The sequence below is a fragment of the Collinsella sp. AM13-34 genome, from assembly GCF_003473055.1.
Taxonomy (GTDB): domain Bacteria; phylum Actinomycetota; class Coriobacteriia; order Coriobacteriales; family Coriobacteriaceae; genus Collinsella.
This window is the reverse complement of sequence record NZ_QRLE01000009.1, coordinates 95,941-110,260: the sequence shown is the minus strand read 5'-3', so window position 1 is coordinate 110,260 and position 14,320 is coordinate 95,941. Positions and strand designations below refer to the sequence as shown.

Below are 14,320 nucleotides of genomic sequence, written 5' to 3'. Positions count from 1 at the left end.
GGAAGGGCCGCGTAGCGGTCCAAGAAATCGTCCGCAGTCCCGGTTTGTGGTGCGATGTGGCTTGTGGGACGGGCGGGGGTCGGTCCGTGGTAGACTATCGAACAACGTTTATTAATCGCGCGGTATCGTTGCCGCGAGAAGGGGTTGCGCCATGCAGGAGCTTGAGGATCGTATTCGCCATGACGGCATCGTAAAGGCCGGTAACGTCCTTAAGGTTGATGCCTTCCTCAACCACCAGTGCGACGTTGAGCTGTTCGACCATATGGGCGCCGAGTGGGCCCGTCTGTTCAAGGATGTCGAGATCAACAAGATCCTGACGATCGAGGCCTCGGGCATTGGCATGGCTTGCATTGCCGCTCAGCACTTTGGCGGCGTGCCGGTGGTCTTTGCCAAGAAGGCACAGTCCATCAACCTCGACGGCGAGCAGTACGCTACGACCATCTACTCCTTTACCAAGCAGAAGGAGTACCCCGTCATCGTGGGCAAGCGCTTCCTTTCCGAGGGCGATAAGGTCCTGATTATCGACGACTTCCTGGCCAACGGCTGTGCGCTCGAGGGTCTTATCAAGATCTGCGAGGCTGCGGGTGCCGAGGTGTCCGGCATTGGCATTGCGGTGGAGAAGGGCTTCCAGGGCGGTGGCGATAAGCTCCGCGAGCGCGGCTTCCGCGTTGAGAGCCTGGCCCGTATCGCCGATATGGACTGCGATAACGGCGAGATCACCTTCGCCTAAGCGCGCGACACAAGCGATTGGTATGCGATGTGACAAAGGGACTGTCCCTTTGTCACATTTTTTGTATGAGGGGAGGTGTTGATATGGACGAGAACAAGATGGGATGGCGCGAGTATACGCGCTATGCCGAGATGTCGGCCGAGGAGCTGGCGCGTGATTGCGAGGTCCAGGTGTTTCGCGCGACGGGTCCGGGCGGCCAGGGCGTGAACACGACGGACTCGGCGGTGCGCATGAAGCATATCCCTTCGGGGATTACCGTGACGGCGCGCGAGAGCCGCAGCCAGTTCCAGAATCGCGCGAGCTGCCTGCGCAAACTACGCGCCGAGCTCGAGCGTCGCGGGCGTCCACCGCGCCGACGCGTAAAGACCAAGGTGCCCCAGCGCTCCCGCCAGCGTAGACTCAACGACAAGCACTTCAACGCCATCAAAAAGGCCAACCGCCGCAAGCCGAGCAGTGACGAGTAGTCGATTGCCCCGCTGGCCTTGCTAGCGGGTAGGGTGCCAAACTTGGAGGGCGCTGCCGAGGACGTCGACCTCGATGCGCGAGGCGTCAACGGGCTCGCCGTCGGCCTGGATGGGGTAGTCGGGCTCCTCAAAAGTTAGCTCGGCATGGCGGCAGCGGCGCATGCGAACCGGTGGCAACTTGGTATGGTGGCCGTCCTTGGCCGAAAGGAACATAGGCAGGGCTACCGCGCGAGGGACGGGGCCGCAGGCGTAGCAGACGTCGAGCATGCCGTCGCAGGGGTCGGCATCGGGGCAGATGCGATAGCCCGAGCCATAGGTAGGACCAAGCTGAATCGCCATGATGATCGCCCTCACGCGCTCGGCGGGCGCGCCGTCAAAGCTGACTGTCATGGGGTAGTTGCGGTAGCGCAGGCCAAACTGCTCAAGTCCCGAAAGGGTGTAGAGCGGCGCGCCCGTCAAGCCGGTCTTTTTGCGCAGCTCAGTGGTGCCCAGGCCGATGGCGGCATCGATGCCGACCGAAAGCGTCTGGTCGTAGTACTCAACGGTAGCCTCGCCGCTGCCGCTCGCAGGGCTCCACGAGCGAATGCGCCCGATGTCCTGACGCTGCAGCTCGCAGGTGAGCAGCGCGCCATAATCCTTGCCGGAGAAATCGTTGATGCCGAGCGTCTGGGCAAAATCATTGCCGGAGCCCACGGGCAGGACGGCAAGAGCGGGGCGGGCGTCCTCCTTTTGCGTCATAAGCCCGTTGACGACCTCGTGAATCACGCCGTCGCCGCCGAGTGCGATAACGGTGCGATAGCCCTGAGCCTGTGCGGCCAGCTCCTTGGCGTGTCCCATACGCTCGGTCAACACCAGGTCAAACTGGGATGCGCGTGCAGTCATGTCCAAAAAGCGTTGCAGGCGCTCGGCAACTTCGCGTGCCGCACCCGACTGGGCGGCTGGGTTGGCGATGATGAGCGTGCGACCAAAATCAGTTGCGTGCATGGGGCGACTCCCGGCGTGTGACATGACAGTGCGGTCGCGCTCAGGTCGAATTAGCCCCGATTGTGGCTGCACGGCGATAATTACATCTACTCTATCAGGTCGTTGTGGCGCTCGATAGCATCCGCTACCGTACCTCCCTCATCCACAATAAGCGAGCGGCGCTTGGGTGAGATGATGCGCTGGGCGGGGTACACGCCGCGGTGTCCGCCGGTTAGGTAGCTGATAAAGGCCACGATGACAAAGAACCCGGCGGCCGTGCCGTGGAACAGGTCGATGGCCATCATGCAGGTGGTGATGGGCACGTTGAGGCCGGCGCAGAACACGCCGAGCATGCCGAGAGCCGCCATAAAGCTCGGGTCGAGTCCAGCGAGGCAGCCAATCCATCCGCCGAGCGCCGCACCGATGCCAAACAGGGGCGTGACCTCGCCGCCTTGGAAGCCCGCGCCCAGGGTAAGCGCTGTGACGACCAACTTGATGGCTGCGTCCGCCAGGGTGGTGTTGCCTGCAAATCCGGCGCCGGAAAGCCACGTGGAAAGGCCGGCGTAGTCCCAGGCGTCAAGGAGGGCATAGGCGGCCAAAACCACGAGTGCGCCCACGAGTGCGCGAGTAAGGTAATTGGTGATAAAGCGACCGTAAAGGCTTTTGACGGTTCGAACCGACCAGGCAAAGAGGCGTGCCGTCAGACCGAAGATAATTGCGCTGATAACAACGATGACAACCGTCCGCGGTGTCATGTTGGGAACGCTGGCGATGACATTCGCCTCGTACTCGGTTCCCAAGGCAAGTGACGTAAAGTAGCCGGTAAACGAGGCGACCAGGCAGTAGATGCCCGCGGTGTAGTCGATCTTGCCGATAAAGCACATCTCCATGCCAAAGAAAGCTCCAGCAAGGGGCGAGCCGAATACGGCGCCAAAGGCCGACGAGATGCCGGCGAGCATGAGGTCGTGGTGGTCATGTTTTTTGAGGTGGGCGAGGTTCGAGATGTTGCTGGCGATGGTGCCGCCAATCTGCACCGCGGCCCCCTCGCGACCGGCAGATCCGCCCGTTAGGTGCGTGAGCGTGGAGCAGACGAAGGTGAGAACGGCCATGCGCATATGGATGAGGCGTGTGCCCAGAGCGGAGTCGATGACCAGGTTGTTACCGCGTTTGGCGGCAAGGCCGTGGTTTTTGTACACCCATGCGGTGGCAACGCCCACAACGGGAAGCAAGGCGTAGACCCATGCATGGTGCTCGCGATAGTCGGTCGCGATATTCAGCGAGGTCAAAAACGCCCAGGCGGCAACGCCCATGGCGAGCGAGACGATGACGACGAGTGCGAGCAACTTGGCGCTCGCGAGTAGGTTGCGGGCGTTGCGGCGCGTGTCGGCAGCCAAGAGATGCTCGGAGCGGGTGAGCTGATGCCTGCCGGCCATGATGACGTCGTTAAGGGAGAAAAAGCCGCCGTCGTCGAGCGACTGGGAATGATCCTGCGCCTCGTTAGCGCTTTCGGGTTTGTCGGTAAAAGCCATACGTTCCTCTTCTTGATTGCAACACGAGCATTATAGAACGTGCCAAACGTGACAAACCGGCTGGTTGGTTTTGGTTCTGTTTCGCCGTCCGTTACCGACAGGTGTATTCGTGGGCACGGGCCGTGTCGCCGTCGTGCGGCGGGGGATTATACTGAGATAAACATAAAGAATCGGCGCCCGTGATGTGCGCCGTTGCATGCTAGAGGTGTATATGGCAGAGAAACTCATTCCGTTGGAGGACGCACAGGCGATCGTCTTGTCGCACGTGAATCGCACCGAAGTTGTCGAGATTCCCGTGTGGCAGGCTGCCGGTCTTCCCTTGGCAGAGGACGCGGTGGCCGATATCGACATCTCGCCGTTTGCTAACAGCGCTATGGACGGATATGCCGTGCGCTCGGCGGATTTGGCGCAGGGATCTGGCGAGGCGCCGGTGACGCTCGACGTTATCGGACACGAGGCCGCGGGCCATGTGTTTGAGGGCACAATTGGCGCGGGCGAGACGGTCCGCATCATGACGGGCGCACCGGTACCCGAAGGTGCCGATGCCGTGGTGAAGTATGAGATCGTCGATGTGCTCGTCGGTGACGGCAACGAGGGTTCGCGTGTGAGGTTCTCGGCGCCTGCCAAGGTAGGGGAGAACGTTCGCTCTGCCGCCGAGGAGGCCCATGCCGGCGATGTTGTGATGCACGCCGGCGAGGTCGTGGCTCCGGCGGGCGCCGGCTTGTTGGCGAGCGCCGGGTATGCGAGCGTGAAGGTCCATGCCGCTCCGCGCGTGGGCATTATCTCGCTGGGCACGGAGCTGGTCGCGCCGAGCGAGCTGCCGGCACGCGGGCAGATTCGCGATTCCAATTCCTCGGCGTTAATGGCCGAGGTGCTCGATGCTGGGGCCGACCCAGTGTTCTACGGCATTGCGCCCGACGACGAGCGGGCGATTGCCGAGCTGGTGCACCGCGCCGCGCAAGAGTGCGATTTTGTCATTACGAGCGGTGGCGCCTCGGCTGGCGACTATGACTACGTGACGGCGCTGGTTCGGCGCGAGGGCGAGGTGCTGTTCGATCGCATTTCGTTGCGTCCCGGCAAAGCCATTACGTTTGGCCTGCTCGGCGGCAAGCCCAATCTGGGGCTTTCGGGCAACCCCGCGGCGGCATACGTGGGCTTTGAGATGCTCGCCCGCCCGGCGATTCGCAAGATGCGCGGCTTTGCCGAGGGTGCGCGTCCCGTGCAGCAGGCGGTTCTTACCCACGGCGTGAAGAAGCGACAGGACCGACGCTTCTATGATCGCGCCACGGTTGCGCGCGATACGCAGACGGGTGAGCTTACGGTCACCGAGGCGCACAGCCAGAACTCGGCGCTGCTCGGAACCATGCAGCGTGCGAACTGCCTGTTGCGCATCAACGAGGGTCCGTGCGATCTTGAGCCGGGCGACGTCGTGGATGTCGTCCGTGTCGATCTGCCCGAGGGCGCCGTGCTGTAGGAGGAATGCTATGGAGTTGAAGATTTCGATCGTGACGTGCTCGGATACGCGCGATCTTGCCCAGGACGAAGCAGGCGCTGTGCTCGAGGAGCTCATCGCGGCGCAGGGCTGGATGGTTGCCTCGCATACGGTGGTGCATGACGATGTTGACGAGATCGGTGCTGCCATTGTGGCTGCGGCCGACGATTGCCAGGCCAACGTGGTCATCACCTGCGGCGGCACGGGGCTTTCGATGCGCGACGTGACGCCCGAGGCGACGCGTGCCGTCTGCGACCGCGATGTGCCGGGTATTGCCGAGGCGATCCGTGCATACTCTATGACCAAGACGCGCCGTGCCATGCTTTCGCGCGCCGTGTGCATGCAGCGTGGGGCTGCGCTTGTCATCAACTTTCCGGGATCCACGAAGGCGGCTCGCGAAAGCTGGGAGGCCGTGAGCGACCAGCTGGAGCACGCGGCCCACATGACGGCGGGCGGTGGACACGCTCGCTAAACTGCTTGCCTGTAGCGGAGTGACCTTATGGGTCGCTCCGCTTTTTTAAGCGGCGACAACGCGAGCGTCTTGCGGCTATCGGTATAAGAAATTATCAAACGATAATTTCTTATCACAAGCATTATTCGCGCTAAAGTATAATTCAATTACAGGATAAAGCCCGCGGCGGGGTGCCCGGGCGTAGCGCTCGAAAGGGTTGAACATGTTCGATATGGTTTCTCGCCGCGGATTCGTCTCGCTTTCTGCTGTCGCCGCTGCCGGCCTTGGCCTTGCTGGCTGCTCGGGCAACAAGACGTCTGAGCCGGCCGGCTCCGATGCGGGTTCTGCCAAGACTTCTTTCAAGAAGGCCGTCGGGCTGCAGGTGTTCGCCGCCAACTCGCTCGAGAAGGCTCTGCCCGAGGTTCAGAAGCTCTACACCGAGCAGACGGGTACCACCTTTGCCGACACGCAGTTTAAGGCGTCCGGCGACCTTGTCGAGCAGATGCGCGCCGGCGCCGCGGTTGACGTGCTCATCACGGCCTCCAAGGGCACTATGGACGACGCCGAGGCCGCCGAGCTCGTCGACGCCGACACGCGTGAGGACATGTTCGTCAACGACCTCGTGATTATTCGTGCCGAGGGCTCCGACACCAAGGTCGAGGCCATCGCCGACGTCGCGAACCTGGACGGCAAGATTGCCGTCGGCGACGCTAAGACCGTTCCCGCCGGCAAGTATGCCAACCAAGCGCTGGCTTCTGTTGGGCTCTACACCGGTACCGAGGGCGACGACGGCGAGTATGCACCCGAGCTCGCCGACAAGGTGGCCCTGGCCGACAAGGTCGGCACCGCCGCAGCTTACGTCTCTACGGGCGACTGCGTGGCCGGCTTTGTCTACAGCTCCGACATCTTCCGCTACGACGGCATCGAGGAGGCCTTCGTGTGCCCCGAGGATTCGCACAAGCCCATCGTGTATCCGGGTGCCGTTGCCGAGAGCTCCGAGCACGCCGACGAGGCCAAGGCGTTCATCGACTTCTGTCTGACCAACAAGAAGGCGCAGAAGATTTGGGCTAAGTACGGATTTGAGCTTTCCGCGTAGTGCGGCTTGGAGCGATAATCCCATCGTTTTGTCTTTTGCCCTGTCCTCGTCTTTCCTTGGAGCGTTTCGTGCGTAATAGATTTCGCATTCTTGTCGCCTGTGCTTTGACGCTCGCGCTTTGCTGGGTGCCGGGATGGGCGTTTGCCGGTGGTACTGAGGGCGGGGCCCAGGTTGCCGTGACCGCCAAGGGGCTTTCTTATGGGCTCGATGGTTTTGAACGGTTAGCCAAGGGGACCGCCCGTGTCATGGAGGGCCAGCCCGAGGGCTATCGGTTTCCCGTTGAAGGGGACACGGACCTCATAGTGGCGCCTGCTGCCGATCGCGTTGTGGTGTGGGTATCGCCCAAGGCGGTCGAGAAGTATGGATTGGATCCGCAGGACAACGAGTGCGCATCGGGTCTCAAGGCTCTCGTCTGCGAGCTTGACGGCGCAAACTGCATGGGAGGCGCACGGCTGGAAGACATGGATCTTCCTTGGTATGCCACGACGGAAGCGGCGTTTAATGTCGGTGGGTATACCTATGCCTTTGATGAGCGCGGTGCGAATGGGGACCGCTATGTGGTCATCGCATCAGCCTCGGGTGATGCCAAGGGCGGCGCGCGTTGGCTTGATAGCGCTCAAATCGTGGAAGCATCATCCGTTGTGATGCAAGATGAACAGGAGCCCTTGGCGTCCCTTGTCGCCTTTTTGACCGGCATCGACTATCGCCCGCTTTGGGTGTCTATCAAAACGAGTGGCCTTGCCCTGGTGATTGCCTTTGCGCTGGGCCTGTTTGCCGCATGGAAGACTATGGGCACGACGAGCCGCGTGAAGGGCCTGCTCGACTCGGCCTTTACCATCCCCATGGTGCTGCCTCCCACGGTGTGCGGCTTTCTGCTCCTCATGCTGTTTGGCCGCTCGACCGGGGTTGGCCAGTGGCTTATCGCGCACGGCATCTCGATCGTCTTTACCTGGCCAGCGGCGGTGATATCTGCCGTGGTGGTGTCGTTTCCCCTGGTCTACCGTACGGCGCTCGGCGCCTTTGAGAGCCTGGACACGCAGATGCTCGACGCCGCGCGAACCCTGGGGTGGTCCGAGCGCCGTATCTTTGCCAAGCTTATGATGCCACTCGGCTGGCCCTCGATCGCCGCCGGTACGGTGCTCGCCTTTGCCCGTGCGATGGGTGAGTTCGGTTGCACCCTCTTCTTTGCGGGTAACTATGCCGGTATTACGCAGACCATCCCCATCGCTATCTACTTTGAGTGGATGGGTGGCAACATCTCAGTTGCCCTCTTTTGGGTTGTCGTCGTGATTGCGTTTAGTTTCCTGGTCATCCTGTTTATCAACATGTACACCGCGCATTCGCAAAAGTATCGCGAGCGGGGCCTTTCCCGTGCGGAGCGCAAGCGGGCCAAAGAACTCGCCGATACGGCCGATTCGCTCGACCCGGTGGGCGGCGATGCCCTGCGTATCGATCGCGAGGCGCTGGCCGAGCTCATGCGCGATGATGCCACTCTGCAGGGAGGTCGATAGGCCATGTCGATCGTTCTGGATATCAAAAAGCGCTATCCCGGGTTTACGCTCGATATGCAGCTTGAGGCTGGAGAGGAGCGCGTGGCGCTGCTGGGCGCCTCGGGGTGCGGCAAGAGCTGTACGCTACGCTGCATTGCCGGTGTGGAGACGCCCGACGAGGGCAAGATCGTCGTCAACGGCGTGACCTTTTTTGATTCGGCGGCGGGCATCAACCTATCGCCCCAGGAGCGTAAATGCGCCCTGCTGTTCCAAAACTATCAGCTGTTTCCCAATATGACGGTGGCCGATAACGTGTGCGCCGGCGTACAGGATGCGGGTGACGTCGCTGCACGCAAAAAGCTCGCCGAGCGCTATCTGGGCATTTTTGGTCTGGCCGATTTTGCCGACCGCTATCCCGCACGCCTCTCGGGTGGTCAGCAGCAGCGCGTGGCGCTTGCGCGCATGGTGGCGGCACACCCGGGCATTTTTATGTTCGACGAGCCCATGAGCGCGCTCGATGCCTACCTTAAGAGCGCGCTCGAGCAGAACATGCTCGACCTGTTCGACGTGTGCAACCGCACCGTGCTCTACGTGAGCCACGATATCGACGAAGCGTGTCGCCTGTGCCAGCGCATTTGCGTGATGCATAACGGGCATGTGGAGGAGATCGGCTCCGTCGAAGATGTGGTCCGCCGGCCGCAAACCTTGGCCGCGCTGCGCTTGACGGGCTGCAAGAACACAAGCCGGGCGTGCAAGATCGGCGACGAAGAAGTTGAGGCTCTCGACTGGGGCATGACCTTTAATGTGGGTCGCGAGGTTCCTGATGATGTGGCGTACCTGGGGATTCGCGCAAGTTACTTCCATGTTGACAACCGTGCCGAGCGGGGTCGTAACAGCTACGACTTACACGTGGCCCGGGTGAGCGATTCGCGCTTTGAGCGGCTGGTGCTGTTGGACGTGCCACGTGTCGATGCACCCACGCGTCTGCAGTGGAAGGTCAACAAGGTGAGCGTGGCTTCCGACGAGCTGCCGCAGGCCGACGAGACCCTGCGCATGCACTTCGATGCCAAGAGAATTCATCTGGTTTGTCGATAAATGTGACAAGGGGACAGTCCCTTTGTCCCTTCTGCTGCGTCGCGTAGGGGTTGCGATACGCCGTCCGCTCGCGGCGCCACCATGCGTATACTGGGAGGAAAAGATTGACCTATGAGAGGAGGGATCGATGGCTGACGATTTCATCAAGCTCACGCAGATGACCGCTGCCTCTGGTTGAGCCGCTAAGTTGGCTCCTGGAGCCCTCGCCCAGGTCCTGGGCGACTTACCCAATGTGCATAACGACAACCTGCTCGTGGGGTTCGATACCTCCGACGATGCGAGCGTCTTTCGCGTTGGCGACAACTTGGGCCTCGTGCAGTCCATCGACTTCTTCCCGCCGATGGTCGATGACCCGTTTCTGTTTGGCCAGATCGCCGCGGCCAACTCGCTGTCGGACATCTACGCTATGGGCGGGCGGCCGAGTCATGCCATGAACCTGCTCTGCATACCCAGCTGCCTGGGTGTTGAGGCTGCTGGCCAGATTCTGGCGGGTGGCGCCGACAAGTGCGTCGAGGCTGGCTGCACCATCGCGGGCGGCCACACCATCAACGACGACGAGCCCAAGTACGGCCTGTCCGTGAGCGGCTTTGTCGCGCTCGATCGCATGCTCGCCAACAGCGGCGCGCACGTGGGCGATGTCCTGCTGCTGACCAAGGCGGTCGGCTCGGGCATCATCACCACGGCCATTAAGGGCGAGCTCATTGAGCAGGACGAGGCTAGCCCGATGTTTGACTCGATGCGCACCCTCAACGAGGCACCGATTCGTCTGGCCGAGGGGCTTGAGCTTCACGGTTGCACGGATGTCACAGGCTTTGGCCTGATTGGGCATGCGTGTGAGATGGCCGAGGGCTCGGGTGTGCAGATTGAGCTTGCGTCAGGGGCCGTACCGCTCTTTGACCAGGTGCTCGATATGGCGCGTCTGGGCATTATCCCTGCCGGCGCCTACCGCAACCAGGACTTCTTTGGCCCGCGCGTGGCGGCCGACGATGACCTGGAGCCGGGCATGCTGGATGCGCTGTACGATCCGCAGACCTCGGGCGGCCTGCTCATCGCAGCGCCTGCTGCCGATGTGGATGAGCTCGCCCGCCGCCTGCATGCCGAAGGTCGCGTTGCCGCCACAATCGGCCGCGTGTGCGAGGCGGTGCCGGGTGGTCCTGCCGTTCACGTTGTGCATTAAGGAAAACCGTTTATGCGACCGTCTACTGTTCTGGGCGGTCCCTTTTGAAAGGATTTGCTATGTCTACCAAAATTGAAGTCAATGCCATGGGCGATGCCTGCCCGCTGCCCGTCGTCAAGACGCTCAAAGCTCTGAAGCAGCTTGATGGCGAGGGTGCTGTGGTGACCTCGGTCGACAACGAGACCGCCGTCAAGAACATCTCCAAGATGGCGCAGGAGAAAGGCTGCACGGCCTCGGTCGAGAAGGTTTCTGACGCCGAGTGGCACGTGACCGTGGCGACCTCTGGCGCCGTTGCCGTGGCCGATCCCGAGCAGGATGGCGCTGCCTTCTGTGATGCCAGCGCCGGCAAGGGCAAGCTCGTCATTTCCGTCTACACCGACTGCATGGGCCGTGGCGACGACGTGCTGGGCCACAAGCTCATGAAGGCGTTTATCTTTGCCGTGACGCAGCAGGAGGAGCTGCCCGCGACCATGCTGTTCTACAACGGCGGCGCCAAGCTCACCGTCGAGGGCTCGCCGGTGCTCGACGACCTGAAGGGCCTGGCCGAGCAGGGTGTCGAGATTCTCACCTGCGGTACCTGCCTCGACCACTTTGGCATTAAGGACCAGCTCGCGGTGGGCGAGGTCACGAACATGTACGTGATCGTGGAGAAGATGGAGCAGGCCGTGCGCGTCGTGCGCCCGTAGCGTATTGGTTGGAGTTGCCATGAGGGAGAAGCGCCCGGCGCTTGTCATCACGTTTCCCACCACGGCGTCCGCCATGGGCTGCGAGTCCCTGTGCATTGAGCGCGGCCTTCCCGGGCGAACGATTCCCGTGCCCGGGGAGGTCGCTGCCGGCTGCGGTCTGGCGTGGAAGGCGTTGCCTGCCGATGAGGAACTGCTGCGCGGCGAACTCGCCGAGGCGGGTGTTCCCACCGAGGGCTATACCGTGATTGATATGTGGGAGGTCGTGCGATGATCTACCTGGATAACGCGGCGACGACCATGCATAAGCCGCAGACGGTCATCGATGCCGTGACGCAGGCGATGTGCTCGCTTGGCAATGCCGGGCGCGGCGCCACGTCGGGTGCCCTCGATGCCGCTCGTACGATTCATGGCTGCCGTGCCAAGCTCGCGCGCCTTTTGGGTTGCCCGAGGGCGGACCATGTGTGCTTTACGCCCAACTCCACGGCGGCGCTCAACACCGCCATCAATGGCGTAGTGCGCCCCGGCGACCGCGTGGTCACGACGGTACTCGAGCACAACTCCGTGCTGCGTCCGCTCAACCGCCTGTCGGCTGAGCAGGGCGTGACGGTTGAGCATGCGGGTTGCGACGTGAACGGCGCGCTCGATTACGACGAGCTCGAGCGGCTGGTCACGCCGAGCACACGTGCCGTGGTGGTGACGCACGCCTCCAATGTGACCGGCAACGCGGTCGACATCGCGCGCGTGGCGGCCATGGCCCATGCTGCCGGTGCGCTGGTGATCGTCGATGCCTCGCAATCTGCCGGCACGGCGCATATCGATATGCAGACCATGGGGCTCGACATGGTGTGCTTTACCGGCCACAAGGGGCTCATGGGACCTCAAGGCACCGGCGGCCTGGCCGTGGCGGAGGGCATTGATGTGGCTCCCTGGGCCATGGGCGGCACGGGCGTGCACAGCTTCGATGCGCTGCAGCCGCGGGAGTGGCCCACGCGCCTTGAGGCGGGCACGCTCAACGGTCACGGTATCGCCGGCCTTTCTGCCGGCCTCGACTTTATCGAGGCCCAGGGCGGGGTGGAGGCGATTTCGGCTCACGAGCGCGCGCTCGCCGAACGCTTCCTCGCCGGCGTTCGTGAGATTCCGGAAATCAAGCTCTACGGTGCCTTCGACCAGCCAGCACGCTCGGCGATCGTCTCGCTCAACGTGGGCGATATCGATTCGGCCGAGATCTCGGATGCGCTCATGCAAGGGTGGGGGATTGCGACGCGCCCCGGCGCCCACTGCGCTCCGCTCATGCACCGCGCGTTGGGGACCGAGCGCCAGGGTGTCGTTCGCTTCTCGTTTGGGTATTTCAACACAGACGAGGAAGTTGACGCCGCGATTGAAGCTTTGCGCGATTTAGCTTGCTAAAGCGTATATACTTGCGGGACGGGTCTTTTGCCCGTCCCGTTTTTGTTTTGACTCGAAAGGTGGTCCCATGGCTTCATCCGCTCCGCGCGGTCTGCGCTCCGACCATGTCGTCACCGTCGGCATCGCTCTGTTCTCGATGCTCTTTGGCGCCGGCAACCTCATTATTCCGCCGCTGCTGGCGCTGCAGGCAGGTTCCGCCACGCCGGTCGCCATGTTCGGCTTTCTAATTGCCGCCATCGGCCTGCCCGTCATGGGCTTTATCGCCGTGGCGCTTGCCGGAACGGCGCGCGAGCTTGCTGGCCGCGTGCACCCCAAGTTTGGCGAGTTCTTTGTCGCGGCGGTGTATCTGGCCATTGGCCCGTGCCTGGCCATTCCGCGTACGAGTTCCACGGCCTTCGAGATGCTGGTGCCGCTGTTGCCCGAGGGCGTCTCGCTCGGCACGGCGCGCCTGGTGTTTGCCGTCGGCTTCTTCGTCGTCGCGTTTGCGCTCACGCTGCGCCCGGGCGTCATCACACGCGTGCTCGGCCGCATTACGGGCCCCGCGCTCATTGCCCTTATCGTATTGGTCGTGGGTGCCGCCATGGTCTCGCCGCTGGGCCCCGCCGCCGCGCCGCAGGCTCCCTATGATGCCGGTGCTGCCGTGCAGGGCTTTTTGACCGGCTACCAGACCATGGACCTGCTCGCGTCGCTCGCCTTTGGCATCATCATCGCCGAGACCATCCACGAGCTGGGCGTTACCGATGACAAGCGCGTGGCCTTCGAGATTTCGCGCTCCGGCGTGATCGCCGGCGTGCTCATGGCCATCATCTACTGCGGCTTGGGACTTGCCGGTATGCAGCTCGGCACCGTGATGCCCGACGCTACCAACGGCGCCGCCATCCTCGCCCGTTCGGCCTCCATGCATTTTGGGCTTGCCGGCACGGTCGTGGTCTTCGCCATCTTCTTCCTCGCCTGCATGAACGTGTGCATCGGCCTCATCAGCTGCTGCTCGCGTTACTTCTGCGAGACGTATGTGGTCGAAGGGGGAGCGGAGGCCTCTGAGGAGGCCATGCGCCGTCCCTTTGCGGTTCTCGCCTTTGTGTTCGCAGCGTTTTCGTGCGTGCTCTCCAACGTGGGCCTCGACGTGATTCTTATGTTCTCGGTGCCCATGCTCAACGCCTTGTATCCCGTTGCCATCGTGCTGGTACTGATGGGCCTGGTGCACGGCTTTTGCGACGCGCATCCGCAGGTGTGGGTTTGGGTCGGCGGCGTTGTCGCGGTGCAGAGCGTGATCACCTCGGTTCGCGACGCGTTCTTTGCGGGTGCGTGGCTGCCGTTCGATGCGCTGCCGCTGGCTGATATTGGAGCCTCGTGGGCGCCGGTTGCCGTTGTGGCGCTTGCGATCGGCCTGCTCCATAGCCGGTTTGTCGCACATTCGAGGAGCTAGGGTATCGTCGCTTGCACAGGCGGGGAGTCTCCCCTATAATTTCCTTAGCTTTGGGACACGCAAGGTTTAGACCTTAGCTGCTCAACACCTTCGGGACGTGGCGCAGTTTGGTAGCGCGCCTGCTTTGGGAGCAGGATGTCGCAGGTTCAAATCCTGTCGTCCCGACCATATCTTGCGGGCGTAGTTCAATGGTAGAACCCCAGCCTTCCAAGCTGATGACGCGGGTTCGATTCCCGTCGCCCGCTCCATAAGAATTGTTTTAACAGCTTTGGTTTCCTTTGGGGATCAGAGCTGTTTTCGTTTACGCGCCGGGC

14 protein-coding genes and 2 tRNA genes are annotated in these 14,320 nt (G+C 62.4%); 14 read left to right on the top strand and 2 right to left on the bottom strand.

The window, feature by feature from the left end; translation table 11 throughout:
• Window positions 1-151 precede the first annotated feature (151 nt).
• Window positions 152-730, top strand: a complete 579-nt coding sequence (locus DW151_RS05465) for a xanthine phosphoribosyltransferase (protein WP_117736408.1) — start codon at window positions 152-154, stop codon at window positions 728-730.
• A gap of 83 nt (window positions 731-813) precedes the next feature.
• Complete coding sequence (locus DW151_RS05460; RefSeq protein ID WP_369834930.1) at window positions 814-1,194, top strand: peptide chain release factor-like protein; 381 nt, start codon at window positions 814-816, stop codon at window positions 1,192-1,194.
• Window positions 1,195-1,215: 21 nt separating this feature from the next.
• Here DW151_RS05460 and DW151_RS05455 read toward each other — a convergent pair whose 3' ends face one another.
• Window positions 1,216-2,178 (bottom strand): diacylglycerol kinase family protein, encoded by a 963-nt coding sequence (locus DW151_RS05455; RefSeq protein WP_117736409.1) that lies wholly within the window; start codon window positions 2,176-2,178, stop codon window positions 1,216-1,218.
• Window positions 2,179-2,264: 86 nt separating this feature from the next.
• The gene (locus tag DW151_RS05450; protein ID WP_199410995.1) at window positions 2,265-3,686 is read right to left on the bottom strand and encodes a chloride channel protein; all 1,422 of its coding nucleotides are present in this window, start codon (window positions 3,684-3,686) and stop codon (window positions 2,265-2,267) included.
• Window positions 3,687-3,897: 211 nt separating this feature from the next.
• Here DW151_RS05450 and glp point away from each other — a divergent pair, with 211 nt between their 5' ends.
• The 12 genes from glp to DW151_RS05390 all read left to right on the top strand — a co-directional run bounded on the left by glp (window position 3,898) and on the right by DW151_RS05390 (window position 14,254).
• The gene (gene glp / locus DW151_RS05445) at window positions 3,898-5,160 is read left to right on the top strand and encodes a gephyrin-like molybdotransferase Glp (protein ID WP_118328548.1); all 1,263 of its coding nucleotides are present in this window, start codon (window positions 3,898-3,900) and stop codon (window positions 5,158-5,160) included.
• A 10-nt stretch (window positions 5,161-5,170) separates the two neighbouring features.
• Window positions 5,171-5,650: a molybdenum cofactor biosynthesis protein B gene (locus DW151_RS05440; protein WP_117736410.1), complete on the top strand. Its 480-nt coding sequence runs from the start codon at window positions 5,171-5,173 to the stop codon at window positions 5,648-5,650.
• A 202-nt stretch (window positions 5,651-5,852) separates the two neighbouring features.
• Window positions 5,853-6,725 carry a molybdate ABC transporter substrate-binding protein gene (modA, locus tag DW151_RS05435; protein WP_117736411.1) on the top strand — a complete coding sequence of 291 codons (873 nt, stop codon included), beginning with the start codon at window positions 5,853-5,855 and terminating at the stop codon, window positions 6,723-6,725.
• Window positions 6,726-6,793: 68 nt separating this feature from the next.
• Window positions 6,794-8,236, top strand: coding sequence for a molybdate ABC transporter permease subunit (modB, locus tag DW151_RS05430; protein ID WP_233540376.1), 1,443 nt, complete (start codon window positions 6,794-6,796; stop codon window positions 8,234-8,236).
• A 3-nt stretch (window positions 8,237-8,239) separates the two neighbouring features.
• Window positions 8,240-9,310 (top strand): sulfate/molybdate ABC transporter ATP-binding protein, encoded by a 1,071-nt coding sequence (locus DW151_RS05425; RefSeq protein WP_117757034.1) that lies wholly within the window; start codon window positions 8,240-8,242, stop codon window positions 9,308-9,310.
• Between the two features lie 127 nt (window positions 9,311-9,437).
• Window positions 9,438-10,487, top strand: coding sequence for a selenide, water dikinase SelD (gene selD, locus DW151_RS05420; RefSeq protein WP_118328458.1), 1,050 nt, complete (start codon window positions 9,438-9,440; stop codon window positions 10,485-10,487).
• A gap of 59 nt (window positions 10,488-10,546) precedes the next feature.
• Window positions 10,547-11,173: a sulfurtransferase-like selenium metabolism protein YedF gene (gene yedF, locus DW151_RS05415; RefSeq protein WP_118206188.1), complete on the top strand. Its 627-nt coding sequence runs from the start codon at window positions 10,547-10,549 to the stop codon at window positions 11,171-11,173.
• A 19-nt stretch (window positions 11,174-11,192) separates the two neighbouring features.
• A complete protein-coding gene (locus tag DW151_RS05410) occupies window positions 11,193-11,444 on the top strand; it encodes a DUF3343 domain-containing protein (RefSeq protein ID WP_118206187.1) in 252 nt (83 codons plus the stop codon).
• Entirely contained in the window at window positions 11,441-12,580 is a 1,140-nt protein-coding gene (locus tag DW151_RS05405) for an aminotransferase class V-fold PLP-dependent enzyme (protein WP_118206186.1), read from the top strand. Before DW151_RS05410 ends, DW151_RS05405 begins: the two co-directional genes overlap by 4 nt.
• 67 nt (window positions 12,581-12,647) lie before the next feature.
• The gene (brnQ, locus tag DW151_RS05400) at window positions 12,648-14,006 is read left to right on the top strand and encodes a branched-chain amino acid transport system II carrier protein (protein WP_118328459.1); all 1,359 of its coding nucleotides are present in this window, start codon (window positions 12,648-12,650) and stop codon (window positions 14,004-14,006) included.
• A 91-nt stretch (window positions 14,007-14,097) separates the two neighbouring features.
• A tRNA-Pro gene (locus DW151_RS05395) sits at window positions 14,098-14,174 on the top strand.
• Window positions 14,175-14,180: 6 nt separating this feature from the next.
• Window positions 14,181-14,254 (top strand) — tRNA-Gly (locus DW151_RS05390).
• Window positions 14,255-14,320 lie beyond the last annotated feature (66 nt).

What these genes read in the sequence shown, in the direction of transcription:
- DW151_RS05465 (WP_117736408.1), top strand. Translation starts at nt 152, where the DNA reads ATGCAGGAGCTTGAGGATCGTATTCGCCATGACGGCATCGTAAAGGCC.
- DW151_RS05460 (WP_369834930.1), top strand. Translation starts at nt 814, where the DNA reads ATGGACGAGAACAAGATGGGATGGCGCGAGTATACGCGCTATGCCGAG.
- DW151_RS05455 (WP_117736409.1), bottom strand. Translation starts at nt 2,178, where the DNA reads ATGCACGCAACTGATTTTGGTCGCACGCTCATCATCGCCAACCCAGCC.
- DW151_RS05450 (WP_199410995.1), bottom strand. Translation starts at nt 3,686, where the DNA reads ATGGCTTTTACCGACAAACCCGAAAGCGCTAACGAGGCGCAGGATCAT.
- glp (WP_118328548.1), top strand. Translation starts at nt 3,898, where the DNA reads ATGGCAGAGAAACTCATTCCGTTGGAGGACGCACAGGCGATCGTCTTG.
- DW151_RS05440 (WP_117736410.1), top strand. Translation starts at nt 5,171, where the DNA reads ATGGAGTTGAAGATTTCGATCGTGACGTGCTCGGATACGCGCGATCTT.
- modA (WP_117736411.1), top strand. Translation starts at nt 5,853, where the DNA reads ATGTTCGATATGGTTTCTCGCCGCGGATTCGTCTCGCTTTCTGCTGTC.
- DW151_RS05425 (WP_117757034.1), top strand. Translation starts at nt 8,240, where the DNA reads ATGTCGATCGTTCTGGATATCAAAAAGCGCTATCCCGGGTTTACGCTC.
- yedF (WP_118206188.1), top strand. Translation starts at nt 10,547, where the DNA reads ATGTCTACCAAAATTGAAGTCAATGCCATGGGCGATGCCTGCCCGCTG.
- DW151_RS05410 (WP_118206187.1), top strand. Translation starts at nt 11,193, where the DNA reads ATGAGGGAGAAGCGCCCGGCGCTTGTCATCACGTTTCCCACCACGGCG.
- DW151_RS05405 (WP_118206186.1), top strand. Translation starts at nt 11,441, where the DNA reads ATGATCTACCTGGATAACGCGGCGACGACCATGCATAAGCCGCAGACG.
- brnQ (WP_118328459.1), top strand. Translation starts at nt 12,648, where the DNA reads ATGGCTTCATCCGCTCCGCGCGGTCTGCGCTCCGACCATGTCGTCACC.